Origin of the sequence: Pantoea sp. ICBG 828 (genome assembly GCF_002928355.1) — a bacterium.
GTDB classification, from domain to species: domain Bacteria; phylum Pseudomonadota; class Gammaproteobacteria; order Enterobacterales; family Enterobacteriaceae; genus Pantoea; species Pantoea dispersa.
The window spans coordinates 70,912-97,305 of record NZ_POWN01000008.1 but is presented as its reverse complement, the minus strand read 5'-3'; the positions used below and the strand labels follow the sequence as shown (position 1 = coordinate 97,305).

The 26,394-nt window shown below is 60.5% G+C and carries 17 protein-coding genes; 9 read left to right on the top strand and 8 right to left on the bottom strand.

Annotated elements, in window-relative coordinates; all coding sequences use genetic code 11:
- From bcsC to bcsR, 5 genes are read right to left on the bottom strand one after another with little or no spacing between them, the layout of a single operon-like run.
- Window positions 1-3,381, bottom strand: a complete 3,381-nt coding sequence (bcsC, locus tag C1Y43_RS18865) for a cellulose synthase complex outer membrane protein BcsC (protein ID WP_104189231.1) — start codon at window positions 3,379-3,381, stop codon at window positions 1-3.
- The gene (gene bcsB / locus C1Y43_RS18860; RefSeq protein ID WP_369974318.1) at window positions 3,374-5,671 is read right to left on the bottom strand and encodes a cellulose biosynthesis cyclic di-GMP-binding regulatory protein BcsB; all 2,298 of its coding nucleotides are present in this window, start codon (window positions 5,669-5,671) and stop codon (window positions 3,374-3,376) included. The genes bcsC and bcsB overlap by 8 nt, the downstream gene beginning before the upstream one ends.
- Window positions 5,672-5,686: 15 nt before the next feature.
- On the bottom strand, window positions 5,687-8,302 hold the full coding sequence (gene bcsA, locus C1Y43_RS18855) for a UDP-forming cellulose synthase catalytic subunit (RefSeq protein ID WP_104189227.1): 2,616 nt from the start codon (window positions 8,300-8,302) through the stop codon (window positions 5,687-5,689).
- On the bottom strand, window positions 8,299-9,030 hold the full coding sequence (bcsQ, locus tag C1Y43_RS18850; protein WP_104189225.1) for a cellulose biosynthesis protein BcsQ: 732 nt from the start codon (window positions 9,028-9,030) through the stop codon (window positions 8,299-8,301). The genes bcsA and bcsQ overlap by 4 nt, the downstream gene beginning before the upstream one ends.
- Window positions 9,030-9,224, bottom strand: a complete 195-nt coding sequence (gene bcsR, locus C1Y43_RS18845; RefSeq protein WP_104189223.1) for a cellulose biosynthesis protein BcsR — start codon at window positions 9,222-9,224, stop codon at window positions 9,030-9,032. Before bcsR ends, bcsQ begins: the two co-directional genes overlap by 1 nt.
- Window positions 9,225-9,423: 199 nt before the next feature.
- Between bcsR and bcsE the strand changes: the two genes are divergently transcribed.
- From bcsE to C1Y43_RS18815, 6 genes are all read left to right on the top strand, one after another.
- Complete coding sequence (gene bcsE / locus C1Y43_RS18840; RefSeq protein ID WP_104189221.1) at window positions 9,424-10,968, top strand: cellulose biosynthesis protein BcsE; 1,545 nt, start codon at window positions 9,424-9,426, stop codon at window positions 10,966-10,968.
- The gene (bcsF, locus tag C1Y43_RS18835; RefSeq protein WP_010617915.1) at window positions 10,965-11,153 is read left to right on the top strand and encodes a cellulose biosynthesis protein BcsF; all 189 of its coding nucleotides are present in this window, start codon (window positions 10,965-10,967) and stop codon (window positions 11,151-11,153) included. The genes bcsE and bcsF overlap by 4 nt, the downstream gene beginning before the upstream one ends.
- Entirely contained in the window at window positions 11,146-12,783 is a 1,638-nt protein-coding gene (gene bcsG / locus C1Y43_RS18830; protein WP_104189219.1) for a cellulose biosynthesis protein BcsG, read from the top strand. The genes bcsF and bcsG overlap by 8 nt, the downstream gene beginning before the upstream one ends.
- Window positions 12,784-12,987: 204 nt before the next feature.
- Window positions 12,988-15,000: a biofilm formation regulator HmsP gene (gene hmsP, locus C1Y43_RS18825; protein ID WP_199189159.1), complete on the top strand. Its 2,013-nt coding sequence runs from the start codon at window positions 12,988-12,990 to the stop codon at window positions 14,998-15,000.
- 232 nt (window positions 15,001-15,232) lie between these two features.
- A complete protein-coding gene (locus tag C1Y43_RS18820; protein WP_031279619.1) occupies window positions 15,233-16,513 on the top strand; it encodes a dicarboxylate/amino acid:cation symporter in 1,281 nt (426 codons plus the stop codon).
- A 242-nt stretch (window positions 16,514-16,755) separates the two neighbouring features.
- Complete coding sequence (locus tag C1Y43_RS18815) at window positions 16,756-18,270, top strand: pitrilysin family protein (RefSeq protein WP_058771050.1); 1,515 nt, start codon at window positions 16,756-16,758, stop codon at window positions 18,268-18,270.
- Window positions 18,271-18,405: 135 nt separating this feature from the next.
- Here the strand turns inward: C1Y43_RS18815 and C1Y43_RS18810 are convergent, their stop codons facing one another.
- The gene (locus tag C1Y43_RS18810) at window positions 18,406-19,278 is read right to left on the bottom strand and encodes an alpha/beta hydrolase (RefSeq protein WP_058771051.1); all 873 of its coding nucleotides are present in this window, start codon (window positions 19,276-19,278) and stop codon (window positions 18,406-18,408) included.
- A 396-nt stretch (window positions 19,279-19,674) separates the two neighbouring features.
- Window positions 19,675-20,613, bottom strand: a complete 939-nt coding sequence (locus C1Y43_RS18805; protein ID WP_058771052.1) for a sugar kinase — start codon at window positions 20,611-20,613, stop codon at window positions 19,675-19,677.
- 283 nt (window positions 20,614-20,896) lie between these two features.
- Here C1Y43_RS18805 and pdeH point away from each other — a divergent pair, with 283 nt between their 5' ends.
- Both pdeH and C1Y43_RS18795 read left to right on the top strand, forming a co-directional pair.
- A complete protein-coding gene (gene pdeH, locus C1Y43_RS18800) occupies window positions 20,897-21,670 on the top strand; it encodes a cyclic-guanylate-specific phosphodiesterase (protein ID WP_021506997.1) in 774 nt (257 codons plus the stop codon).
- A 61-nt stretch (window positions 21,671-21,731) separates the two neighbouring features.
- The gene (locus tag C1Y43_RS18795; protein WP_104189215.1) at window positions 21,732-23,792 is read left to right on the top strand and encodes an AsmA family protein; all 2,061 of its coding nucleotides are present in this window, start codon (window positions 21,732-21,734) and stop codon (window positions 23,790-23,792) included.
- Here C1Y43_RS18795 and ppiC read toward each other — a convergent pair whose 3' ends face one another.
- Window positions 23,793-24,074 carry a peptidylprolyl isomerase PpiC gene (gene ppiC / locus C1Y43_RS18790; protein WP_058758095.1) on the bottom strand — a complete coding sequence of 94 codons (282 nt, stop codon included), beginning with the start codon at window positions 24,072-24,074 and terminating at the stop codon, window positions 23,793-23,795. It abuts the gene before it with no gap.
- A 163-nt stretch (window positions 24,075-24,237) separates the two neighbouring features.
- Between ppiC and rep the strand changes: the two genes are divergently transcribed.
- A complete protein-coding gene (gene rep / locus C1Y43_RS18785) occupies window positions 24,238-26,259 on the top strand; it encodes a DNA helicase Rep (protein ID WP_104189213.1) in 2,022 nt (673 codons plus the stop codon).
- The last annotated feature ends 135 nt before the right edge of the window (window positions 26,260-26,394 follow it).

The following is a 26,394-nucleotide window of genomic DNA, read 5'->3' as shown; positions in this document are numbered from 1 at the left end:
TTATTTAAAATCCGCATACGGTTCCAGTGGCTGTGGTGGCATATCCATGTCGCCGTTCCAGCCGGCCATTGAGTAGCGCACATACAGCAGCCCGTGGCTTGGGGTGTAATCTTTCGCCTGCTGAATATCCATGGCCAAACCCAGCGACCAGTGCGGCGTGATGCGCCGCTCTATCAACGCCTGCACGGTATAGCCGAAACCGCGTCCGGAACTGCTGTCCGATGACGGATTGCTGGCCAGCGTAAAGCCGGGATTCACCGGGTAGCGCGCCTGAGCGTCGGTGGTTGACTGTGACCACGACACCGAGCCGCCGAGTTCATACGACCAGTTTTCCGTGCGCTGACGCCAGGTCAGCGGCACCGCCAGCGAGAAGTAGCGCTGCGGGCTGTAATAGCCGCCCTGGCCAAAGGTGTAGTCGCTCAAATCTTTCTGATAGTGCCACAGCATACTGTTCAGGCCGATGGTGGCGCGCTGGTTGTCGCTATTGATCAGCTTGTAGTAATAGCCTGCCATCAGCCGTTCGCGGCTGTTATCCGCCACGTTTTCACCGCTGATCTGATGGGCGCTGAGATCGGCCCACACGCCGTGCGCGCCGCCCCGATCGTAACTCAGGCCGATGCCGCCGCCGGTCGCGACGACGCCGCCCCAGTTTTTGCCGCCGTTGGTGGCCGGATCGCGCGCGCCGGCGTAAGCCAGCAGCGAACTGGAGATTGGGCGACGTGAAGCCGTAAAGGTGACGCCGAGATCGTCGAGGTCGGTTTTCCAGCTTACGCCACCGACCCAGTTGGTCACGGTGAAACCGAGCGGCGTGGTGCCGATATCGGCGGACCAGCGATCGTTGTGCCAGCCGACGCCCAGCGCTGTACCTTCGTCCCGCTGGGTGAAGTCGCGCCGGCAGCCCCCGGCGTTGGCGTCGTTACAGCTGCCGAACAGTTCACTGTGGCTGCCATCCGTGGTGGAAAACGTCCCGGCAGACACCTGTACGTGATCGACGCGCACAAAGCTGCGGCCATCGGCCAGCGGGGTTTCCGCCTGCAGCATGGTGGTATGAGCGGTGAAATCGGAGGTGCCACCGTTGCCTTTGTCGCGCGAGTAGTCTTGTTCCAGCGTCACGGTGGTGTCCTGCTGGCGATACAGGTCAGCGGCGTCGCTGCGAATGCTGCGTTTTAACCAGTCGTCCTGTGCCTGCGTGCGCGTCAGCCGGGTATAGCGGACGTTATCGTCTGGCAGCGCAGGCGTGATGCCACTGGCGACCATCGCCGCGCGGTAATCCTGCTGTGCCAGCGCGGGCTGGCGCTGCTGTCTCTCCAGCCGCGCGGCGTCACGCAGCACCAGCGCTTTTTCCTGTGACGGCGCGACAGCGGCGGCGCGGGTTTTCAGCGCGCTGAACAGCTGCCGCGCTTTGCTGGTATCGCCGCTGTTCTGCCAGGCGAGCGCCACGCGCCGGCCGCTGTTCAGGCTCTGCTGTGCCACGCTTTCCGGCAGGCTGTGCAGCGCTGCACGGGCCTCGGTGGTGCGCTGCAGCGCAAGCAGCGCTTCGATGCGGCCGAGCGCGGCATCGTTGTTGCTGGCGTCCTGTTGCAGCACCTGCTGATAACCGGCCAGCGCTGTTGTGGCATCGCCCCGCTCCAGCGCCCAGTCGGCCAGCGTAATGTCGCGGCGCGACGAGGCCGGCTGCTGTTGCAGCAAGCGGATGGCGGCGGCTTCATCGCCGCGGGCGCGTAATTCTGCGGCGCGCCCGAATGCCTGGTTTTGCGCCAGGCGGTCCGCCAGTTCGCGCATATTGCTGTCCCAGCGAGCGGTGGGTAAACGGTGCAGCGTGGCCAGCGCGGCGGCATCGTCGTCGCCGGATGACTGCCACAGTGCCGCCGCATACAGCGCGGCAGGCTGCTGCGGCTGCTGGCGCACCATCGCGGCCATTACTGCCGCGCCTGCCTGGTTGTCACCACTGCTGCGTAGCGCATTGGCCAGCCGCCAGGCCAGCCAGACATCATCCGGTCGCGCCTGAGCCGCCTCACGGTATTTCGCTACCGCCTGCGGCCATTGCTGCTGCTGCGCCAGCGCGTCTGCGTCGGCCAGCAGGCTCTCAATACGTAAATTGCTCAGGCGCTGCTGCGCCGTGCCGTTACTGCGGTCAAGGCGCAGCGCCTGCTGCCAGTACTGCCGGGCTAACGCGCTGTTTTTACGCGCCTGCGCCACATCACCGAGGCCGATGAGCGCCCAGCTATCATTACTGTCGATGGCCTGCGCGCTGCGGTACTGCCGCTCAGCGCCGGATAAATCCCCCTGCTTCAGCGCCGCGTCGCCGCTGTCGATAGCCAGCCAGTAACGATTGGTCTGTAACAGGGACTGCCACTTGCCGATTTGCGTGCTGGCCTGGCCCGCCTGAGTCGCTTTCTGTAGCCAGCTGATGGCGGCGGCGCGGTGACCGGCACGCGCCTGTGCCTGGCCCATGGCACCGAGCAGTTCGGCGTCGTCCGGATTGGCCTTCAGCGCCGCCTGTAATGCGCCGATTGCCGCCGCGCCGCCGCCAGCTTCGACCAGCGCCAGGCCGCGCATGCGCTGGCGGAAGGCCGGATCGGCCAGCATTTTTTGCTGACGCGCCAGCTCATCCGCTCCGCGCTGTTGCGCATCGCCGCTGGTGAACACCTGCAGATACTGCTGCAGGCTGGCAACGCTGCGCTCGCTCACCGGCTGGTTCTGGATCTGCTGCAGCCACAATTCAGACGCGGCATCGCGGCCGCCGTCGCGGTTGGCCAGCTGACGCAGCTGGGTCACCGCCTGATCCGGCTGATTATTATCAAACGCCATGCGCGCCAGCTGTAGCTCGACGCCGATATTGCCCGGATAACGCTGCTCCAGCGCCTGCAACTGACGCCAGGCGAGCGGCTGCTGGCCTGGCAGGCGCGCCACCAGTCGCCAGTACTCCAGTTCGGTGTTTACATCGGGAAAGACGCCGTGAAACAGCGCATCCCACGCGGTTTTGGCCTCCGGCAGCCGTCCGGCGGTGGCCAGCAGCCGCGCCTGCTGCAGCTGCTGACGTCCTTCGGGGCTCATCAGGCGCAAACCTGCCGCAGATTCGCGCGTGGCGGCGTCATCCGGCGCAGCCTTTTGCAGCGCATCGAACAGCTGCTGCGCTTTGGCCTGATCGCCCTGACGCAGCGCCATACGAATGCGTGCCGCCAGCACCTGCGGGTTATCCGGATCGATTTTTTCCAGCCGGTACAGCGACTGCTGCACCAAATCGTATTTGTTGGTGGATTCGCCGGTACGAATCTGCATCAGCAGCCACGCGACCGGCGCCACCTGCGGACCGGGCGCGGCCGCCACGCTGCCGGCCAGCGCACTGGCGATCAGCAGCGCAAGCGGTAACTTATTCATCGTCATCCAGCTCAGCCAGGCGGCGACGGCTCACCATGCGCATCAGGCGCCAGGCCATCAGGGCGAACAGGATCACCACCAGCACGGCACATATCGCCAGCCATACCGGATGGGTGGCCAGCAGATTCCACAGCCGCTCCCACCACGGCAGATGCCCGACAAAGTAGGTATCGCCCACGCGCACACTGTTGACGCCGGACTCCCGGACGATGCTGACAGAACCGAACATCGCCGCGCGTTTGCCGCTGTCGCGCAGCGCACCGTTCAGCAACTCCCAGCCGCGCGGGCTGTCAGCCAGCAGCGCCACCACACTGCGCTGATCGTGAAACGGCGACTGGAAGCCAGCCAGAGCGCCGAGCGGACCGCGCGAACTGATGCCGGTCTGGCTTTCGGCGGTGCGCTCGCTGGCTGACAGTGGCACGTTGGGCGCGCTGCCCGGGCGCGATGGCATGTTGAGGGTGCTGCGCGTGCGATCCACCAGCAGATTGATCGCCGTCTCCGCCTGCAGATCCGGCGGAATGCTGCCGATCAGCAGCAGATCGGCATCGTGGTCTTTCGCGTTGCGCCAGTCATCGCTCATCTGCACGCGCAGTGCCGGATAGCCGGTCTGGGCGCCGATCGCCCCCAGCGCGTCAAGCAGCGTACTGACTTCGCCGCTCTCCGGTTTTGCCGGCACCAGCACCAGGGTTTGCGCCAGATCGGCGAAGCGGCTGAACGGGAAGCCAGCGCTGGCAAACGCGCCGAGCGAGGGCATTTCGATGTAGTGACGATAGCCGGAGAAATCGATGCTGGAGCGATCGTCGATCACCGCATGATGCGCGACGGGGGTGACGGTCTCACAGCGGCCATCTGCAGTGCCGCCGATAAAGGTATTGGCGTAGTCAAAATCAAAGCGCAGCTGGTTCACCACACCGAGACGCAGTGCCGGAATGGTCAGCTGACGGCTGTTGTCCTGCAGGCCCTGCATCAGCGGAATGCGCATCAGCTGCTGGCCCGCGCCATCTTTACTGGTCAGCGGATAATCCTGCATGAACTGGTTATTGAGATGCACCGCCAGCCGTGAGCCGTCCTGCTGCACCGGTGAGGTGTAGCGATAGATCAGGTCCATATCAATGCCGCGTGCGCGCACCAGGAACAGATCCGGCGGCAGGTTGAGCGTCAGGCTAATCGGGTTGGGTTGCAGGCCATCAGCCTGCAGCTGGTTCTGATACTGCGTCAGTTCACCAAAGGTGGTGCGGCGATCGGTGCGTACCCAGTTTGGCGCATCGTACGGCTGGCGCGGGGCCAGCAGTTTCACGCTGTCGATGGTGGCGCGCTCGCCGCGCAGCAGCAGTTCACCCTGCGCAATGCCCTCTACTGCAGTGATCAGATCGTTATCGTCGCGGCCGAGAATCAGCAGCATCTTCTGATAGGGATTGTCCGGCTGGCTGACCATTTCCACGGTGGGTTTGTCCACCGGCGGCAGCGTTTGCAGGAAGTCCGGCCGACGATCGTTGGTGGCGAATACCACCGCATGCTGTCCTTCCGGCAGCTGGTTATACAGCACCGGGAAGGACTGGCCGCGCCACTGCGCCTGGCTACCGAACCACGAGGCCAGCAGGCCTGCCGCACGCTGCTGCTGCACATCCGGCTGGCCGCTGAACACCATAGGCAGCTGCAGCGGCCGGTTGTCGCGCGCGTCAAAGAATGGCTCCGGGAAATGGGAGAGATCGTTTTTCAGCGGCAGCTTCTGCAGCGTCAGGTCCAGTTTGCTCGCTTTACCGATATCCAGCCAGATGGTGCTGTTGGCCGGATTTTCACACACGTTGGCGTAGTGGCCGACCAGTTCCAGGCGGATGCGGTTGAAGTCGCTAATGTAGCGCGGGTCGATCGCCAGCTGCGTCTGGTTTTCTTTGCCGAGCTGATCGGCGGTGACGGTGACCAGTCCCACCAGTTCATCGTTGAGATACACCTTGAGCTGCGACTGCGTCGGCAGCAGCGCCGGCGAAGGCCGGTAGTTGAGCGTCAGCAGCGCGCGCGTGACCACTTCGTCGCTGCGCACGCCGAACTCAATCTGGCTGGTGGGGACGGTGCCGCGCAGCGTCATGCTACCCGGCGGCGGTGCCACCTGGGTAAACAGCAGCTGGCTATCGCGCAGCGGAGCGCTGGTATCGAGCGGTTGGTTCACGTCGGACAGCGGCGCAGAGGTTGCCGCAGGCGGTGCAGCAGGAAGCGCCGCCGGAAGTGCCGCCTGCGCCAGAGATGCCGTGCCCAGCAGCAGGGCGGTGAACCAACTCAGTTTTCTCGTCATGGTCATATCATCAGCTTAGGTAAAATCAGTGTTGAGCGTTGCCGGTCGCGGACGGACGCTATGCGGCAACAGCGTTGCCAGCCAGTGCAGTCCGGCGGTCAGGCCACGGAACAGGCGGCGCAGCGGTGCCGGACCATACTCCGCCAGCCGCAAATAGCCTTTGAAGCCGAGCAGCATAATGTCCGCCAGGCTCTGCACCGGTTTATCCTCCGGAAAACCGTCCTGCCACAGCGCCCAGGTATCGGCGCGCGCAAAGGTGCACTGAATAAATTCGATGTGCTGGCGGGTGGAGAGCTGGTGCAGGCGGATACCCGCGCGGCGGCCAAATACGCGCTGTACCTGGCACGGGAAGCTGAACTCCTGCTGTCCGCGCCGCAGCAGCAGCGAGACGCTTTCGTTCTCGCGCAGTGCATCCGGCTCGCGCAGTTCGACGCCCACGCCGCCGTCAGAGTAGTCGCGCAGCGTGCACGGCAGCATATGACCATCGGCGCGTGCCAGCGCCGCCGGCATGGCGATCTCCACGCGGTGCGCTTCACGAATTTGACGTGCTTCCACCGACACCGCCACCGCGCCGCCGAGAATAATCATGTTGTAAACCACCCACACCAGACTGACCCAGATGGTGAGCAGCTCATTGGCCGGGCCGTGCGCCATGCGCCAGAAGCCCATGCCGATACCGGCAATGTTCAGTAGCACCAGCAGCATATAGGGTTTGGTGATCACCCAGTCGAGATGGCGCTCTTCTACCAGGCCCCCTTTGGCGGTCACATTGAATTTGCCTTTGTGCGGATTAAACAGCGCGACGGTGGTGGGGCGGGCGATGTACCAGGCGAGCACGGTTTCATACACCTCGCTCCAGAACGAGTGGCGCCAGCGCCCCTGGATGCGCGAGTTGGTCAGACTGGTATGCACCATGTGCGGCAGCACGTAGATGGCGATGGCCAGCGCGGGCGCATAGATGATGTAGGCATGGCACAGCAGAAACGCCAGCGGCGCCAGCAGAAAGATCAGCCGGGGAATACCGGCAAGAAAGTGCAGCATGGCATTGGCGTAACACAGCCGCTGTACCAGCTTCAGCCCTTTGCCAAACAGCGGATTATCGAGACGGAAGATCTGCACCATGCCGCGCGCCCAGCGGATGCGCTGACCAATATGCGCTGACAGACTTTCGGTCGCCAGCCCGGCAGCCTGAGGAATGCGGATGTAGGCCGAGGTGTATCCGCGGCGGTGCAGTCGCAGTGAGGTGTGCGCATCTTCCGTCACGGTCTCCACCGCAATACCGCCAATCTCATCCAGTGCGCTGCGGCGCAGCACTGCGCAGGAGCCGCAGAAAAAGGCGGCATCCCAGGTGTCGTTACCATCCTGCACCAGACCGTAAAACAGCGAGCCTTCATTCGGCGTCTGGCGGAAGCGGCCGAGGTTGCGCTCAAACGGATCCGGTGAGAAGAAGTGGTGCGGCGTCTGCAGCATGCCCAGCCGGTGATCTTTCAGGAACCAGCCCATGGTGAGCTGCAGGAACGAGCGCGTCGGCACGTGGTCGCAGTCAAAAATCGCCACGTATTCGCTGCGGCAGGTGGTTTTCAGCGCATGGTTGATGTTGCCGGCCTTGGCGTGTTCGTGGCTGGGGCGCACCACGTAATTGACGCCCACGCTGGCAGCAAACTCGCGGAACTCCTCGCGCGTGCCGTCATCAAGAATATAGATGTTGAGTTTATCCTGCGGCCAGTCGATGCCCAGCGCAGCATAGATGGTGGGTTTGACCACGCTGAGCGGCTCGTTGTAGGTCGGCACCAGAATATCGACGCTGGGCCAGCTGGCGATCTCCGGCGGCATGGAGACCGGCTGGCGGTTGAGCGGCCACAGCGTCTGGAAATAGCCCAGCACCAGTACCGTCCACGCGTAGGTTTCCGCGCCAATCAGCAGCAGGCCAAACGTCAGGCTGAGCGGATCGTCCCAGTTAAGGGTTTCCGTATAGCGCCACCACAGATAGCGGCAGGAGATGGTGAGCGACAGCACAATCAGCATGATGGTCACCAGCCGGCCCGGCATACGGCGCACCAGCATGGCCAGCGCCCACAGCAGCAGCACAAACACAAACTGCGTGGTGATATCAAACGGCTGCGAGATGCACAGCAGCGCCAGCAGGCTGGCGGCGATCGCCACTACGATGAACAGCAGCTGACGCACGCGCCGTGGCAGGCGCTGCAGCCAGCGTTCGCTGCGCTGCGGCACGCCGCTGTGCTCCAGCCGCGCCGGCAGGTGCGCCAGCCATTGATACAGCTGCTGGCGCCAGCGGAACAGCGAGCCAAAGGCGTTAAAACGTTTACGCTCGCTGCGCGCGCTGCCGTCCAGCGGCAGCATAATAAGCAGCCACAGGCTCTGGAGTGCATAGCGCACAATATCGAGCGGACGCGGGCGCAGCGGAGAGATATGCGGGAAGTAGCGCTGACGCTGCTGCAGCACGCGCCGCCACGCCGGCGTTTCCAGCCGCAGCAGCGACCAGGCGAGCACGCACCACAGCAGATGCAGCGCGACCGTTAACCGCCCGGCGCCGTGCTGACGCGCCAGGTGCGCGCGCTGCTGCAATGCCTGCGAGGCCTGCGGCACCAGCAGCCAGCGCAGCGCATTCATGCGCCACCTCCGGCGACATGCAGCAGCAGCCAGTTGGCCAGCGTATTGATCTCTTCGCTGGCCAGCGCATGCGGACGCCAGGCGCCCACCGGCTGTTTCATCATCAGCGCTTCCGCCAGCGCTTCATCGCGATGAATCACCTGTGGAATCAGGTTCTTAAGCGAGCGCAGCCACAGCTGATGCAGATCCTGCTGCAGCTGGCTGTTGGCGTTGAACTGGTTAATCAGAAACAGCGTCTGCGGCGAAAAGTGCGCGCGGTGCAGGCGCAGCTGGCAGTTGGCATCCAGCGTTAACAGCTGAAGCAGCCGATCGGCGGCCGGGATGAACGCCAGCTGCCACGGCAGCAGATCCGCCGGAAGGTCGAAAATAATCCACTGATAGCGCTGTTTCAGGGCCGGCAAAGCCTTAAGCAGCGGTTGTGCAATTTCCGCTGTCGCTGCGTTTAAGGATAAGGTCTGCTGATGCGTGAGCGTGCCAGACGGCAGAAAATCCAGCCCCGGCTGATAGCGCAGCGCGCTGTGCTGCCACGGCTGGTTATCCAGCTGCGCACGCAGCCAGCCGTGCGGCGTGTCGAGCGGCAGATTAAAGTGGGCCGCCAGTTGATTGGCTGGCGAAAGGTCGATAAGCAGCACCGACTGCTGCAGCGCGTTTAGCGCCCAGCCCAGCGCGGCACTGAGTGCCGTCGCGCCACACCCGCCGCGCAGCCCCTGTAAGGCGAGAACCGGCATTAGCGTGGTGACTCCGGTCCCTGCGTGCATTCCTGCAACAACGGCCAGCGCGACAGCAACTGTTGCAGACGCGCTTCACGGGCAATATCAATATAGCGAAACGCCTTCAGTGAAAAGGCGTCACTCAGGGCGTTAATATCATCCTGATCTTCGCTGCCGACAGCGGTCAGTGAAAAAGCATTTTCAGTTTTCATTACTTTTTTGCCACCAAAGAAACGACAACGGATAAAGAGGGGTGATATTTTTCTTGTCGCGTATAAAACCGCAGCCAGCGATTTCTGGCCCGGCAAAGTTCAAACAGTCTGGCGCGTGCGCAGCTTTTTTTATTTCAGCAGTTCCAATCGTTGCCGTCTATATTAAACTAGCCTGGATTGTACAGATCGCGACGCTAATATGAAAAATCTTTATACGCTTGGCCTGCAGCAGGTACAACAGGAATTAATCGCCCTGCAGTCGCCGGGATTTTACTGGATAACCTGCCAGCGGCCCGAAGACGCACGAACGCTGTTACGTCAGGTGGTTAGCCAGCAAAAGGCGGCCACGCTGGTGAGCGCGGATGAACCCCCGCAGGCGCTGTTAACGCCCGATCCGCCCGGCGGTCCGGCGCGTATTCCCTTATTTTCGCTGCCTGCCAATAAAGCCAGCCTGCAACATCTGGCCAGCGATATGGCGCGCGTAATGAATAAACGTAGCGGTCTGGTCATGTTTTATAGTCAGGCGGCGCTGTGGAGCAAATTATCCCCGGATGAACTGACCGTGTGGATAAAAGGCTTGCGCCGGGTTCTGTTAAAAAAACAAATGACGCTGCTAATGATCACCTGCGGAACCGCAATTATTCCCCTGCGAAATCATCTGCAGCGTTATTTTCGTCAGCTTGATGGTGTCGCCCATTTAGAATTTCAGCAGGATAGCTGGCAATATCGAATTAACTGGTGGTACTCCGCCGATAAATTGCTGGCCGACCGCGCTATCCGCCTGAACTGTATTGATAATCAGTTTATTGCGCAGGCTGAAGCTGCCGCGTCACAGCCGCTGAGCCTCAATGATGAAAACCAGTTTCTGGCCCAGCAGGATGTGCTGGAAGGGGCGCCGCCGCTTTCCGCGCAGTGGCAACTGTTCAGCGATAACGAGAGCGTGTATGCGCGCGGGCAGCAGGCCAACGCCGCCACGGTCATCTTTAGCCTGGCCCATAATCAGGATGTGCCGACTCTGGCGAGCATGGTCCATGGTTTGCGGCGATCGCGCGGCAACGCGCTGAAAATCGTGGTGCGGGAACTTGGCACCAGCCTGCGCTACAGCGATGAACGTTTGCTGCTGGCGTGTGGCGTTAACAGCATTGTCCCGACGGCGGCGCCGCTGTCGCGCTTGCTGACCGCGCTGGAAGGCGTGCAGGGCCAGCAGTTTACCCGCCACGTGCCGGCCGATCTGTCGGCGCTGGTACAGGCGCTACAGCCGCTGCAGCAGAAAGGCTATTTGCCGCTGGAGCGTTTCTGTGCGGCGGTACAGCAGTTGATGAACAATACGCTGCTGCCGGAAAACGACAAAGGGCTGATGGTGGCGCTGCGCCCGGTGCCGCAGCTGTCGCCGCCGCAGGTACTGACGCTGTGTAAACCGCGTCGTTTTGGCGATTTGGTGACGCTGGTTGACGATCGGCTCTATTTATTCCTCTCTTCCTGCCGCTTTAACGACCTGGACATTGCCCTGAAATCGATATTTTCCCTGCCGCACGACGAGCTGTTCAGCAACCGCATGGTGTGGTTTGCCGACAATCAGATTTTGTCGGAGGTGAATAAAGTGCGGCAGCTGACGCCGGTGGCGCAGGTCGAACCGCTCAGGGTACCGGCCGCTGCGCAACCTGCCGCGCCGGCAGCGGCCGCGCCGCGCGGCCCTCAGACGCCGCAGCCGATCATCATCGACCTCGGGGAACCGCACGTATGACGCTGATGGATGGTGTGCAGGTGGCGATCCTGCTGTTACTGATTTTGCTGTTCCTGAAATCGCTGTGGCGACGCTGGCTGCCGCAGCGCAGCACCAGCCTGCTGATGCGCCTGTTACCTGCCCGCGCCCTCAAATCGGAAGGGCAGTGGCAACGCCAATCGACCAAAACGGATAAACATGGATAACACACCTTCGACGCTGCACGCGGCGCGCTGGCGCGGCCTCGGCGGCTGGAACTTTTACTTTCTGATCAAATTTGGTCTGTTGTGGTACGGCTATCTCAACTTCCATGCACTGAGTAATCTGGTGTTTCTGGCGTGGCTGCTGTTTCCGCTGCCGTCAGCGCGGCTGCATCGTCTGCGCCAGTGGGTTTCGCTGCCGATTGGCTTCGCGCTGTTCTGGCACGATACCTGGCTGCCGGGTCTGAACTCGCTGCTCAGCCAGGGCAGCCAGGTGGCGGGATTCTCGCCGGCCTATCTGCTGGATTTGCTGCAGCGCTTTATTAACTGGGAGATGATCGGCGCGGCCTTTGTGCTGCTGGTGATTTACCTGTTCGTGGCGCAGTGGATTCGCGTCACCGTGCTGGTGTCACTGGCGCTGATCTGGCTGAACGTACTGACGCTCGCCGGCCCGGCGGTCAGCCTGCTGCCCAGCAAAGCCGCCGCACCGCCGGTGGCGCTGAATGACAAACCGGCCGCCAGCCCGGCCGCGGCGGGACTCGATCAAAGCGCGCCGCCCACCAGCGCCAACCTCACCGCGTGGCTGAATCGCTTTTACGATAGCGAACGCCAGCGCGTCACGCACTTCCCTGATGCGCTGCCCGCCGATTCGCAGCCGTTCGATATTCTGGTGATCAACATCTGTTCGCTGGCGTGGTCGGACATTGATGTGGCGCAGCTGCGTGACCATCCGCTGTGGAAGCACTTTGATATCGTGCTGAACAACTATAACTCCGCCACCGGCTACAGCGGCCCGGCCGGTATTCGCCTGCTGCGCGCCAGCTGCGGCCAGACCTCACACAGTAACCTGTATAAAGCCACCGACCAGCGCTGCTATCTGTTTGATAATCTGGCGAAGCTGGGCTTTAAGCAGCAGCTGATGATGGACCATACCGGCGTGTTCGGTAACTACCTGAAAGAGCTGCGCGAGGACGGCAACATGCAGGCGCCGCTGATGTCGCAGGCCGGGATTGCGCCAGAGCTGACGTCTTTTGATGGTTCGCCGGTGTACAACGACGGGCAGCTGATGCAGCGCTGGCTTGATGATCGCAGCAAAAGCAGCGATGCGCGCAGCGCCACCTTCTACAACCTGATTCCGCTGCACGACGGTACGCGCGAGCTGGGCAGCACCCGCACCGCCGAGTGGCAGCCGCGCGCACGGGTGCTGTTCGACCAGCTCGATACCTTCCTGACCAATCTGGAGAAGTCGGGACGCCGGGTGATGGTGCTGGTGGTGCCGGAGCACGGTGCGGCACTGCAGGGGGATAAAATGCAGATGTCCGGGCTGCGCGACATTCCGAGCCCGGGCATCACCCACGTGCCGGTTGGCATTAAATTTGTTGGCATGAAAGCGCCGCATCAGGGCCAGCCGCTGACCATCGATACGCCTGTCAGCCTGCTGGCGATTTCCGAGCTGGTGTCGCGGGTGGTGGACGGTCAGGTGTTTAACGCACCGAACGTCAACATGTCGGTGCTGGCGGATAACCTGCCGCAGACGCCGGTGGTGTCGGAAAATGATAACGCCGTCGTGATGATGTACCAGGGCAAACCGTGGATTCGCCTTAACGGCGGCGACTGGGTAGCCTATCCGCAGTAAAACCTGAGCGGCAAACGGTGCGGGCTGGCGCGCACCGTTTTGTCTCTGCGCCGCTAATGGCTGACAAAATGCTGAAACAGCGCGCAAAGCGGGGCAGTTGCGTGATTTTCGCCTTTATCCCGGCGCAAAAAAATGCTGACCTGGGATATACTTGCTGCGCATTCCGGCAACTGTCACGGCCCCCGGCGGCCAGGAGAGGTTTTGTTGCGCGTCAGTCGTTCGTTAACGATAAAGCAGATGGCCACCGTGTCCGCCGTGGCGCTGGTCACCATCTGTATTTTTATCGTCATCCAGTTATTCCATTTTGTGCAGCAGCGCAGGGTGGATTACGCCCAGCAGATGGAGAACGTCGCGCATACCGTGCGTCAGCCGCTGTCCGAAGCGGTGCTCAAAGCCGATATTCCGCAGGCCGAACGCATTCTGAATACCCTTAAGCCGGCGGGCATTCTGTCGCGCGCCGATGTGGTGCTGCCAAACGCCTTCCAGGCGCTGCACGCCGACTTCGCGCCGGAGAAACCGGTGCCGCGCTTTGTCGCCCGGCTGTTCGAACTGCCGGTGCAGATTACGCTGCCGCTCTATTCGGTCGAGCGCAGCGGGCTGCCGAAGCCGATTGCCTATCTGGTGCTGCAGGCTGATTCGTCGCGCGTTTATCAGTTCCTGCTCAGCACGCTATCCACCATGATCACCACCTATCTGCTGCTGGCGCTGATTCTGTCCGTGGCGATCAGCTGGTGTATCAACCGGCTGATCGTGCATCCGCTGCGTAATATTTCGCGTGAGCTGCAGGAGCTGCCGCCGCCCGCCATTCTCACCCATAAGCTGGCGCTGCCGCACAATCATCGCGACGATGAGATCGGCATGCTGATTCGCAGCTACAACCGCAACCAGCAGGTACTGGAGTCGATTCACGATGAGATGAGCCGGCTGACCACCCATTTCGCGGTGACCGATTTGCCCAACCGCGCGCTGTTTCTGGCGCTGCTTGATCAGCACATCCGCCATCGCCACAGCCAGCAGCCGTGGGGGCTGATGGTGATCCGCATCGAAACCCTGCAGGAAGCCAATGGCGTCCTGAGCGATGAGCAGCGCGATACGCTGATGCTGACGCTGGTGGAAAAAATCCGCAGTACCATTGATGACCATACCCTGCTGGCACAGACCGGACCGAGCGACTTTGCGCTACTGATGAAGCGTGCGCACAACCCGTTTCGCGCCATGCGGCTGGCGCGCAACCTGATGCTACGCATCAACCAGCCGGTGAACCTGTATCAGCTGCAGCTGCGCCCCAACGCCAGCATTGGTCTGGCGCTGCGTGATGACAACACCGTGTCCGCTGGCGAACAGCTGGCGCGCGCCACGTCGGCGATGATGTCGGCGCGCCATCAGGGTAAAAACCAGATTCTGTTCTTTGACCCGGCGCTGACCGAGCGGGCGCAGAAGCGCTTAACCCAGGAGCACGACATCCTGCAGGGCCTGCAGGATGGCCAGTTTGCGCTCTATCTGCAGCCGCAAATCAATATGGCCACTGGCGAGCTGGCCGGCGCAGAAGCGCTGCTGCGCATGCGTATGCCGGACGGCAGCTACGGGTTATCCGAAGAGTTCATCGCCAGCGCCGAAGAGATTGGCGTCATCTCCGCGCTCGGCCGCTGGGTTTTTGAAGAGGCGTGCCGCATTATCGCTGGCTGGCAGCGCCACGGCATCAATCTGCCGCTCAGCGTGAATATCTCCGCAGTACAGCTGCGCGATGCCAGCGTGGTGAGCCACCTGCAGGGGCTACTGGAGCGCCACCGCATTGCGCCGGGTAACTTCGTGCTGGAGATCACCGAAACCGCGCAGATTGGCGATGCTGAACAGGCGATGGCGCTGCTGCGCTCGCTGCAGCAAACCGGGGTGGCGGTCGCGCTGGATGATTTCGGCATGGGCTACTCCAACCTCAACTACCTGCATCAGTTCAAAGCGCTGCCGGTCAATAAGCTAAAAATGGATCGCAGTTTTGTCGCCGCGCTGCCGGATGATGACACCATGGTGCGCATCGTGGCGGCAATTGCCGATATCATTCACCTCGACGTGATTGCCGAAGGCGTCGAAACCGCCGAGCAGCGCGACTGGCTGCTGGCGCGCGGAATTACTATAGGACAGGGCTATTTATATGCTGAAGCCCTGCCGTTATCGGTGTTTAACCAGCGCTGGCTGGCCAGCTCGTCACCGTCTGAATAATCACCTTATTTATTGATTTTCCTTGCAGAATTGCACCGTTATGGGGTGCTGAAGCGTTTCAGTTCATAGTTAGAGTTTTGTAACTTTTGTAAGGAATGTAAGGGTATACTAATCCTGTTAACAGAGTGTTATTTTCCTCGCCATCGGTAAGGTCATACGCTTCCAGGCGGCTTGCCGCATGCGTTTCTCCATAACAATGGCGGTGAATGCCGTCTATACCTGGACACCTGTTATGAAACTGTTCAAAAGCCTCTACTTTCAGGTACTGGTTGCCATCGGCATCGGCGTCCTGTTAGGCCACTACTACCCTGAGTTAGGCGCGCAAATGAAGCCGCTTGGCGATGGCTTCGTTAAGCTGATCAAGATGATCATCGCCCCCGTGATTTTCTGTACGGTGGTGACCGGTATTGCCGGCATGGAGAGCATGAAAGCAGTTGGACGGACCGGCGCAGTGGCGCTGCTCTATTTCGAAATTGTCAGCACCATCGCGCTGATTATCGGTCTGGTGGTGGTCAACGTGATCCAGCCGGGCGCGGGAATGAACGTCGATCCGGCGACGCTGGATGCCAAAGCAGTTGCGGTCTACGCGCAGCAGGCTGAGCAGCAGGGCGTGATTGCCTTCCTGCTGGACGTGATCCCGAACAGCGTGGTCGGTGCCTTCGCCAGCGGTAACATCCTGCAGGTGCTGCTGTTCGCTATCCTGTTCGGCTTTGCGCTGCATCGCCTCGGTAACGCCGGCACCGTGATGTTCAACGTCATCGAGAGCTTCTCGAAGGTGATTTTTGGCGTGATCAACATGATCATGCGTCTGGCGCCGATTGGTGCGTTCGGCGCCATGGCGTTCACCATCGGTAAATATGGTGTCGGATCGCTGGTGCAGCTCGGTCAGCTGATTATCTGCTTCTACATCACCTGCGTACTGTTCGTGGTGATTGTGCTGGGCATTATTGCCCGCTGGGCCGGCTTCAACATCTTCAAGTTTGTTGCTTACATCAAAGAAGAGCTGCTGATTGTACTGGGAACGTCTTCGTCCGAGTCGGCGCTGCCGCGTATGCTGGACAAGATGGAGAAGCTGGGCTGTAAGAAATCGGTGGTCGGGCTGGTGATTCCAACTGGCTACTCGTTCAACCTTGATGGCACCTCGATTTACCTGACCATGGCGGCGGTGTTTATCGCTCAGGCGACCAACGCCCACATGGATGTCTTCCACCAGATCACGCTGTTAGTGGTGCTGCTGCTCTCCTCCAAAGGCGCGGCAGGGGTGACCGGCAGTGGCTTTATCGTGCTGGCGGCTACGCTGTCGGCGGTGGGACATCTGCCGGTGGCCGGTCTGGCGCTGATTCTCGGCATTGACCGCTTCATGTCGGAAGCCCGTGCGCTCACCAACCTGGTGGGTAACGGTGTGGCGACTGTGGTGGTGGCGAAATGGGTCGGCCAGCTGGATGAAGCGCAGATGAAAGCGACGCTTTCTTCAGCGAAAAAGGTCAATAACGCTTCACAGACCAGCGCGTAATCCTCTATTTGCGTTAATTTGTCGTGAAATGCCCGCTGTCGCTTGCCCTGACAGCGGGCATTTGCATAATAACCCCATTGATTTTTTTCCCGATTTTTTTCCTCGTCGCGCGACATCCTGGCCTTCCTGTGGTCAAAGAGTCTGTCGTTGAATAAACGTGGCGGCAGCCTGCCGCCGTGGTTCGCTGAAAAGCGGCCGCCTATGGCGCGCACGAGCGTTTATCTGTTTGAGTAGGGGTTCACATGCAGGGCACCAGAATTCGGCTTTTGGTTGGCGGATGGCTGCTTGCGGCATCTGGCTTCGGCGTCCACGCCGAAACACTTCAGCCTGATCCCGCATGGCAGGAAGGCAAACTGGACAATGGTTTCAGCTGGCAGCTGCTGACCACACCACAACGTCCAAGCGATCGCATCGAGCTGCGCCTGATTGTTAATACCGGTTCGCTGGTGGAAAGCGCCCAGCAAACCGGGTTCAGCCATCTTTTACCGCGTCTGGCGATGGTACATAACACCGCGCTGGATACCAATCAGCAGCGCGCACTGTGGCAACAGGCGATGGATCCGCAGCGACCGCTGCCGCCGGCCATCTCGTCTTATGATTTCACCCAATACAATCTCAGCCTGCCGAACAACCGGCCGGAGCTGCTGAAAGAGGCGCTCAGCTGGCTGGCGGCCACCGCCGGTAAAATGACCATCAATGAGCAGGTGGTGTCGACCGCACTGACCGCCACCGATCCCATCGCGACCTGGCCGCCCAATACGCAGGATGTGTGGTGGCGCTATCGCCTGAAAGGGTCGACCATGCTGGCGCATGATCCGGGCGAACAGCCGCGTGCGCCGGTGGATATCGCGCAGCTTAATGCGTTTTACCAGCAGTGGTACACGCCGGACGGCATGACGCTGTACGTGGTGGGCAACGTGGATAGCCGCAGCATGGCGGAGCAGATCAACAAAGCGTTCTCGCCACTGCAAGGCAAACGGGTGGCGCCCGCGGCGCTGCCCACGCTGTCGCCGCTGCCGCATCAGCCAATCAACCTGGTTAACGGCGGCATGATGCAGGATCGCCTGTCGCTGGTGTGGGATACGCCATGGCAGCCGATCCGCGACTCGCAGAATCTGCAGCGCTACTGGCAGAGCGATCTGGCGCGCGAAGCGCTGTTCTGGCACGTCCAGCGCGCGCTGGCCGACAGCAAAGCGCAAAACGTGCAGGTTGGCTTCGACTGTCGCGTGCTGTATCAGCGTGCGCAGTGCGCCATTAACATGGATTCGCCTAACGCGTCGCTGGCGCAGAACCTGAACCAGGTGGCGCGTGAGCTGGCCACCGTGCGTGACAAAGGTCTGCCGCAGGAGGAGTTTGATGCGCTGATGGCGCAAAAGCTGCTGGAACTGAACAAACTGTTTGCCACCTACGCGCGCACCGACACCGATATTCTGATGGGGCAACGTTTGCGCTCGCAGCAGAATTCCGTGGTGGATATCGCGCCTGAGCAGTACCAGAAACTGCGTCAGGCGTTTCTCAGTGAGTTAACGCGCGACCAGCTCAACCAGGAGTTGCGCCAGCAGTTAACGCAGGAGCTGACCATGGTGCTGATTCAGCCGCAGGGTGAGCCCGAAACCAACGTCAGGATGCTGCAGGACAGCTGGGACAAGGTGATGAAGGTTCCGGATGCGCCTGCCGCCGCTGCTACCCCGGACGAAGCTAAACCCGAAAATAATGGCAGCGCGAGCGCGACAGATCCGGCTCAACCCTCGTCATAACACAGGGCGCATAAATCCCCCGCAATAAGGTGCGCAGCAGCAAGGCGGCACGGGTGTTCATCCTCAGGAGCTTACGTAAGTGACCGGGATGAACGCGCGCCGCCAGCGCCGCTGCGGTTCAACGTAGCAGGGGCATCAGGTCTTTGCGCGCAGCCATTCGGTCACCAGCATCGGCCAGCTGGCCAGCGGCAGATCCGCCACGCCACGAATCCCAAAGCCGTGGCCACCTTTCTGATAAAAGTGAATTTCCGCCGGTACCTTGTGCTCCCGCAGGGCACTAAAAAACACCATGCTGTTATTAACGGAAACCGTCTCATCGTCAGCGGCGTGGATCAGCAGCGTCGGCGGCGTCTGGCCGTGCACGCGCGTCTCCAGCGAATAAGCCTCAATGCTTTTCTGATCCGGCCACGCGCCCAGCAGGCGGGTGCGTGAACTTTCATGCGCCAGACCGTCGCGCATGCTAATGACCGGATAAAGCAGTACCATCGCATCAGGCCGCGGTGACAGGCTGTCGGCCTGATCCTGCAGCGGATAGATTTTTTCGCCAAAGCGGGTGCCGAGGCTGGCGGCCACGTGCCCGCCGGCCGAAAAGCCCATCATCACGATGTACTTTCCGTTCAGGCCGCGCTGTGAGCGCTCGCGCAGCACGCGCACCGCACGCTGGGCATCAGCCAGCGGCGCATCCGGTCCTTCATGATGGCCGTCGTACGGCAGGCGATAGGTCATTACCGCCAGTGTGTAACCCATCGAGGTGAAAAAGGTGGCGAGGGCGCTGCCTTCGCGGTCGATCAGTACGCGCTGATACCCGCCGCCCGGTGCCACCAGCAGGGTGATACCGTTTGAGGTTTCCGGATGCCAGATCGCCATCTCCGGGCAGCGCACGCCGGTGGCGGCGCGGTCGTAAGGTTCGAACTCTCTGGCCAAATCGACGATCTGCGGCTGAGCGCGCGAGTCACTCGCGCCTGGCGCGTCGCCGTGCGGCCAGATATTGATAATTTCTGTGTGCATAAATCTGTCCTGAGCGAGTCATGTTGTCGTTATTGTGTTCGCGGTCGACCTGACAGCTTCCTGCTGTGGTTGATTAAAACATGGTCTTTTTTCGCGCGATCGTCCAGCCGAAAACCGCCGGCGTCGCCAGTTTCGGACTATGCCTGGCGGTCGGGTTTATCGTCGTAATGCATTGAATTTAAATCAGTCTGATTAGCGGCATTTAAGTGGTGAGCGTCAGGCAGAGAGGAGGCTGGATGGCGTGCGTCATTAGTAAAAATTGCCCGGTGAATCTGCGTCATTAAGCCAAATTTTCGCGGTGATATTTTTCAGCGTAATAATCAATTTGCCGTCAGGGCAGAGGGGAAATTGTCGCGACGCGTAGCAGGCAGCGCGGCGCGACACTCGTGTGCGGTATTAAACGGTTTTTGGCATCGCGCTGTGCGGAATAATCGCGCCGCGATGCTGGATCACCGTACTGGCGGTGAGATGGCCGCGCGCTGCGGCCTGCTCCACGCTGCCACCCGCGAGGCGCACCGCCAGATAACCGGCGCTGAAGGAGTCACCTGCGGCGGTGGTATCGACAATCTGCGCCGGAGCCAGTTTGATGGCCGCAACGTCCCGCAGCGGCTCGTCGCCGCGCGCCACCAGGCAGGAGTCGGCACCACGTTTGATCACAATCTCCTGCACGCCGGCGGTGCGCGTGCGCGCAATCACGTCCGCCAGCGGCTGTTCGCCCCATAGCAGGTGTTCATCATCCAGCGTCAGGAAGGCGATATCGGTGTGGCGTAGCATCGCCGCATACGCCTGCTGCGCACTGGCGCTATCCGCCCACAGACGCGGCCGGTAGTTGTTGTCAAAAATCACGGTGCCACCGTTTTGCCGGCAGGCACTGAGCAGCGCCATCAGCTTTTCGCGGCTGGCCTGAGGCAGGATCGCCAGGCTGATGCCGCTCAGGTAGAGATAGTCGTAATGCGCCAGCTGCTGACAGATGGCTCCGGCCTGCGGGCTATCCAGCCAGAAGCGCGCGGCAGCATCGCTGCGCCAGTACCAAAAGGTGCGCTCGCCGTGGGCATCGGTTTCGATGAAGTAAAGCCCGGGCATTTTGTCCGGCAGGCGCTGCACCAGCTGCGTGTGCACCTGCTCCTGCTGCCAGGCCGCGATCATCTGGTCGCTGAAGCTGTCGGTGCCAAGCGCGGTGACATACTCCACACGCAGCTGGCTGGGATCGCTCTGCCGTGCCAGATAGACTGCGGTATTCAGCGTATCGCCGCCAAAGCCGCGTTTGATGTTCTCACCTTTTTCGGACAGCTCAATCATGCATTCGCCAATAATGGCGATGGTTTTCTGCGTCATGGTGTTTGGCCTGTAGTGAATGCTGCGCTCTAGTCTCGCGTCTGGTATGGCAGTCGTCAATGCTTTTTAAAACGCTGTTTTAATTTGCCTTAAGGCGTAAAACCGCGCTTCTGCACCGATTTAGCGGCCAAACCGGGGGTTGTTTTGCCGATTAAGCCGCAGACACGCTGCTAGACTCAACAGCTCGTGTGGCTGCGCAGACCAATAAAGTTATCCAGGGGAGAGCCGATACTTGCCACTGAGATGCTATTTGCAGGCACTCAATACCAACCAGGAAAACACCATGGTGATGAAGAATTTGAGTCATCGGCTGCCTTTTTCTCCCGAACTTGAGCAACAACAGGAAACCCGTCTCTACTGGCAGCAGTGCCAACGGTGCTACACTTTCCAGCCGATTTACCAGGTTTCTGGCCGCTTACTGGCTATTGAACTGCTTACCGCCGTGGTGCATCCCGCCGCACCTGAGCAAAACGTGTCACCCGAAGACTATTTCGAGGCGCTGACCATTGCCCAGCGTCTCGACATCGTCCAGGAGCAGCTTGAACTGTTATTACAGTGGGCTTCCTTCTTCAGCCAGCGTCAGCTGGTGGCCTCCGTCAATATTGATGGTCCCACATTATTGGCCATTCAGCAGCATGCGCCCGTGCGCGCGCTGATCGTCCAGCTGCCGTGGGTGCGCTTCGAACTGACCGAACATCACGCGCTGCCGCAGGAAGAGATGGTGGCGCAGATGCCGGAGCTGGGCCCGCTGTGGCTGGATGACTTTGGGTCCGGCATGGCCAACTTCTCCGCGCTGACCGAACTGCGCTACGACTACATCAAGCTTTCGCGCGAGCTGTTTATGCTGCTGCGCGCCAGTGATGAGGGCCGCTCGCTGTTCTCGATGCTGCTGGCGCTGATCAACCGTTACTGTAACGGCGTGATCGTCGAAGGGGTGGAAAACGAGGAGGAGTGGCAGCAGGTACGCAACTCGCCCGCCATGGCCGCACAGGGCTATTATTTTTCACGTCCGCTGCCGTTTAACCAGCTGGAAAACCTGGTACTTGAGCTTCCGTGATTCCGTTCTGCCGCGTCTCGACTATCTTTAAGGAGACGTGGAAGGGCAAGGAGGAGGCAAAATGTCGCGTACAGGAAAAATAATTAGCTGGGTGGTCGGGATTTTATTGTTGCTGGTTGTGGTGGTCGTGGTGATTATCGCCACCTTTGACTGGAACCGCCTGAAGCCAACCATCAACCAGAAAGTCTCGGCAGAACTGAACCGGCCGTTCGCTATTCGCGGCGATCTTGGCGTTGCCTGGGTGCGCAATCGCGAAGAGCCAGGCTGGCGCAGCTGGGTGCCGTGGCCGCAGGTGCACGCTGACGATGTCATGCTCGGTAATCCACCCAGCGTGCCGGAAGTGACAATGGTGCATTTGCAGCGGGTGGAAGCCACGCTGGCGCCGCTGGCGCTGCTGCACAAAGAGATTTACCTGCCGTGGATTAAGATGCAGCAGCCGGATGCGCGACTGGTGCAGACCGCCGATAAGAAAAATAACTGGACCTTCAACCTCGCCAGCAGCGAAAACAGCGACCCCAACGCGCCGCCTTCGGCATGGTCATTCCGCCTTGATAATATCCTGTTCGATCAGGGACAGCTGCGCTATCGCGACGCCATCAACAAAGCCGATGTCACGGTGAAGATCAATCCGCTGGGTAAACCGGTGCCGTACGCGCAGGTCGCCGGCGGTAACGACCAGCAAAAAGGGGCCGGCGATTTTGTGTTTGGCTGGCAGGCGAGCGGGACCTACAACAACCAGAAACTCGATGGCGACGGTAAGATTGGCGGTATGTTGTCGCTGCGCAGCAAAACCACGCCGTTCCCGTTGCAGCTCGACGTACGCAATGGCACCACACGTGTGCGCGTGGATGGCACCCTGCAGGATCCGCTCAATCTCGGCGGGCTGGATGTGCGGCTGCGTTTCTCCGGCGACACGCTGGCAAATCTGTACGGCTTAACCGGTGTGCTGCTGCCGGACACGCCACCGTATGAAACTGACGGCCATCTGATTGCGCGTTTCAACGAAGAGAACGGGCCGCTGTTCCGCTACGAAAAATTCAACGGTCATATTGGTGACAGCGATATTCACGGTTCGCTCAGCTATCGCCAGGGCAAACCGCGTCCGACGCTGAGCGGCGAGCTGACATCGAACCAGCTGCGTATGGCGGACCTTGGGCCGCTGATTGGGGTTAACTCCGGCAAAGGCAGTGAAAAAACGGCGCAGGCCAAAGCGCAGCGCGGTGAGGCCAGCACCCAGCCGGCGGATCGCGTGTTGCCACATGACAAGTTCGATACCAAAAACTGGGATGTGATGGATGCTGACGTGAAGTTCAGCGGCAAGCGTATCGAGCACAGCAGCAAGCTGCCGCTCAGCGATCTCTATACCCATCTGCAGCTGAAAAATGGCGACCTGCTGCTGGATCCGCTGCGCTTCGGCATGGCTGGCGGCAGTATTAATTCGACCATCCATCTGGAGGGCGATCGCTCACCGATGCGCGGCCGCGCCGACCTGCATGCGCGCAAGCTGCAGCTGCGTCAGCTGTTCCCGGATGTCACCGCCATGCAGCGTAGTCTCGGCCAGCTCAACGGGGATGCCAGCCTGACCGGCACCGGCAATTCGGTGGCCGACCTGCTGGGCACCAGCAATGGCGAGCTGAAACTGTTGATGAACGATGGCCTGATCAGCCGCAGCCTGATGGAGATTGCCGGGCTGAACGTTGGTAACTATGTGGTGGGTAAACTGTTTGGCGACGATGAGGTGCGCATCAACTGTGCCGCGACCGACCTGAATATCCGTCAGGGACTGGCGACGCCGCGGCTGTTTGTGTTCGATACCGAGAACGCGGTGATCAACGTTACCGGCAACGCTAACTTTGCTAATGAGCGCTTGGATCTGTCGATCAATCCGGAGAGCAAGGGCATTCGTATCATTACGCTGCGTTCGCCGCTGTATGTGCGCGGCACCTTCAAAAACCCGGATGCCGGAGTTAAAGCCGGTCCGCTGCTGGCGCGCGGTGCCGCAGCCGTCGCGCTGGGGGCAGTGGTCGCGCCGGCGGCCGCACTGCTGGCGCTGATTTCGCCGAGCGACACCGATGACAATCAGTGCAGCAACGTACTCCAGCAGATGAAAAGCAAAAAGTGATCAGTTACGCCACAGCACTTTGATGATGTGGTAGCCAAAAGCGGTTTTCACCGGTCCGTAAGGTTGCAGCAGCGGGCAGGTGAACACCGCTTTATCAAACGCCGGCACCATCTGCCCTTTGCGAAACTCCCCCAGATCGCCCCCGTTACGCCCGGACGGGCAGGTCGAGTGTTTTTTTGCCAGTTGCTGAAAGTTCGCGCCTTTTTCCAGCTGCGCCAGCAGCGCTTTCGCCTGCGCTTCCTGTTTCACCAGGATATGTAAAGCCGCCGCGGTTTTCGCCATGATGGTGTTCCCGTTATGTATAATGTGCGACGCATTATAGCGTAGCGCGCGTCAGTTGTAGGGTCGCCATTGATGGCGACCTTTGCGCTCAGGTGCGCATCAATGCGCACCCTACGGCGCGATGTAAATCTTACTGTCTGATCAAATTGAGTGATGTTTTTCTATGCGTCTTAATCCCGGCCAACAACGTGCTGTCGAATTTGTCACCGGTCCCTGTCTGGTGCTGGCCGGTGCGGGCTCCGGTAAAACCCGCGTGATCACCAATAAAATCGCCCATCTGATCCGTGAATGCGGCTATCAGGCGCGCCATATCGCGGCGGTGACCTTCACCAACAAGGCGTCGCGCGAGATGAAAGAACGTGTGGCGCAAACGCTGGGACGCAAAGAGGCGCGCGGCCTGATGATCTCAACCTTCCACACCCTGGGCCTGGAGATCATCAAGCGCGAGTACAAGGCGCTCGGCATGAAATCGACCTTCTCGCTGTTCGACGATCAGGATCAGCTGGCGCTGCTTAAGGACCTGACCAAACAGTGGCTGGAAGAAGATAAAACCCTGTTGCAGCAGCTGATTTCCACCATCTCCAACTGGAAAAACGACCTGGTCGACCCGCAGGGCGCGGCCGGTCTCGCCAAATCACAGCGCGACCAGATTTTTGCCCACTGCTACGCGCTGTACGATCAGCATCTGAAAGCCTGTAACGTGCTGGATTTCGACGATCTGATTCTGCTGCCGACCCTGCTGCTGCAGCGGAATCAGGAGGTGCGCGAACGCTGGCAACAGCGCATCCGCTATCTGCTGGTGGATGAGTATCAGGACACCAACACCAGCCAGTATGAACTGGTGAAGTTGCTGGTCGGTGCCCGGGCGCGCTTTACCGTGGTCGGCGATGACGATCAGTCTATCTACTCGTGGCGCGGCGCGCGGCCGCAGAACCTGGTGCTGCTGAAAGAGGATTTCCCGGCGCTGGAAGTGGTGAAGCTGGAGCAGAACTACCGCTCGACGCAGCGTATTCTTAAATGCGCCAATATCCTCATTGCCAACAATCCGCACGTGTTTGAAAAGCGGCTGTTCTCTGAGCTGGGCGAGGGCAGCGAGCTGAAAGTGCTGAGCGCCAACAATGAAGATCACGAAGCTGAGCGCGTGGCGGGCGAGCTGATTGCCCATCACTTTATTAATAAAACCCAGTACAAAGATTACGCGATTCTTTATCGCGGTAACCATCAGTCGCGCGTGTTTGAAAAGCTGCTGATGCAGAACCGTATTCCTTATCGCATCTCCGGCGGCACGTCGTTCTTCTCGCGGCCGGAAATCAAGGACTTGCTGGCCTATCTGCGCGTGCTGACCAATCCGGAAGATGACAGCGCGTTTCTGCGCATCGTGAACACGCCACGCCGCGAGATCGGCCCGGCGACGCTACAGAAGCTGGGTGAGTGGGCCAATATGCGCAACAAAAGCCTGTTAAACGCCAGCTTTGATATGGGGCTGGAACAGACGCTTTCCGGGCGCGGGCTGGAGCATCTGCAGCGCTTTACCCACTGGCTGAATGAAATCGTTCAGCTCACCGAGCGTGAACCGGTGAATGCGGTGCGCGACCTGATTCGCGGCATCGACTACGAAAGCTGGCTGTTCGAAACTTCCCCCAGCCCGAAAGCGGCGGAAATGCGCATGAAGAACGTCAATACGCTGTTTCAGTGGATGACCGAAATGCTGGAGGGCGACGAACTTAACGAGCCGATGACGCTGGCGCAGGTGGTGACGCGCTTTACCCTGCGCGACATGATGGAGCGCGGCGAGAGCGATGAAGAGCTCGATCAGGTCCAGTTGATGACGCTGCACGCCTCGAAAGGGCTGGAGTTCCCCTATGTCTATCTGGTGGGCATGGAAGAGGGGCTGCTGCCGCATCAGAGCAGTATCGATGAGAACAATATCGAAGAGGAGCGTCGCCTGGCCTACGTGGGCATCACCCGCGCGCAGAAAGAGCTGACTTTTACTCTGTGCCGCGAGCGCCGTCAGTACGGCGAGCTGGTGCGTCCGGAACCAAGCCGCTTCCTGCTGGAATTGCCGCAGGATGATGTGGCGTGGGAGCGTGAGAAAAAGGTGATCAGCGCCGAAGAGCGGGTGAAAACCGGGCAAACGCGCGTCGCCGGCTTACGTGCGATGCTGGAGAACGCGAAGAAGGGGTGATTATTTCGTCAGAGCCGCAAGCCTGGTCTCTGGCGAAAATCGTTGCGCGCGCCGCAGAGGCAAAGCGCCCGGCAAAGCAAACTTCACTCGCGTAAAAGCGCAGTTGCCGGGCGTTTTTCAATGCAGCAGCAGCAG

Bases quoted from the DNA above. Each gene is read 5' to 3' on its own strand.
- bcsC (WP_104189231.1), bottom strand. From the start codon at position 3,381: ATGAATAAGTTACCGCTTGCGCTGCTGATCGCCAGTGCGCTGGCCGGC.
- bcsB (WP_369974318.1), bottom strand. From the start codon at position 5,671: ATGACGAGAAAACTGAGTTGGTTCACCGCCCTGCTGCTGGGCACGGCA.
- bcsA (WP_104189227.1), bottom strand. From the start codon at position 8,302: ATGAATGCGCTGCGCTGGCTGCTGGTGCCGCAGGCCTCGCAGGCATTG.
- bcsQ (WP_104189225.1), bottom strand. From the start codon at position 9,030: ATGCCGGTTCTCGCCTTACAGGGGCTGCGCGGCGGGTGTGGCGCGACG.
- bcsR (WP_104189223.1), bottom strand. From the start codon at position 9,224: ATGAAAACTGAAAATGCTTTTTCACTGACCGCTGTCGGCAGCGAAGAT.
- bcsE (WP_104189221.1), top strand. From the start codon at position 9,424: ATGAAAAATCTTTATACGCTTGGCCTGCAGCAGGTACAACAGGAATTA.
- bcsF (WP_010617915.1), top strand. From the start codon at position 10,965: ATGACGCTGATGGATGGTGTGCAGGTGGCGATCCTGCTGTTACTGATT.
- bcsG (WP_104189219.1), top strand. From the start codon at position 11,146: ATGGATAACACACCTTCGACGCTGCACGCGGCGCGCTGGCGCGGCCTC.
- C1Y43_RS18820 (WP_031279619.1), top strand. From the start codon at position 15,233: ATGAAACTGTTCAAAAGCCTCTACTTTCAGGTACTGGTTGCCATCGGC.
- C1Y43_RS18815 (WP_058771050.1), top strand. From the start codon at position 16,756: ATGCAGGGCACCAGAATTCGGCTTTTGGTTGGCGGATGGCTGCTTGCG.
- C1Y43_RS18810 (WP_058771051.1), bottom strand. From the start codon at position 19,278: ATGCACACAGAAATTATCAATATCTGGCCGCACGGCGACGCGCCAGGC.
- C1Y43_RS18805 (WP_058771052.1), bottom strand. From the start codon at position 20,613: ATGACGCAGAAAACCATCGCCATTATTGGCGAATGCATGATTGAGCTG.
- pdeH (WP_021506997.1), top strand. From the start codon at position 20,897: ATGGTGATGAAGAATTTGAGTCATCGGCTGCCTTTTTCTCCCGAACTT.
- C1Y43_RS18795 (WP_104189215.1), top strand. From the start codon at position 21,732: ATGTCGCGTACAGGAAAAATAATTAGCTGGGTGGTCGGGATTTTATTG.
- ppiC (WP_058758095.1), bottom strand. From the start codon at position 24,074: ATGGCGAAAACCGCGGCGGCTTTACATATCCTGGTGAAACAGGAAGCG.
- rep (WP_104189213.1), top strand. From the start codon at position 24,238: ATGCGTCTTAATCCCGGCCAACAACGTGCTGTCGAATTTGTCACCGGT.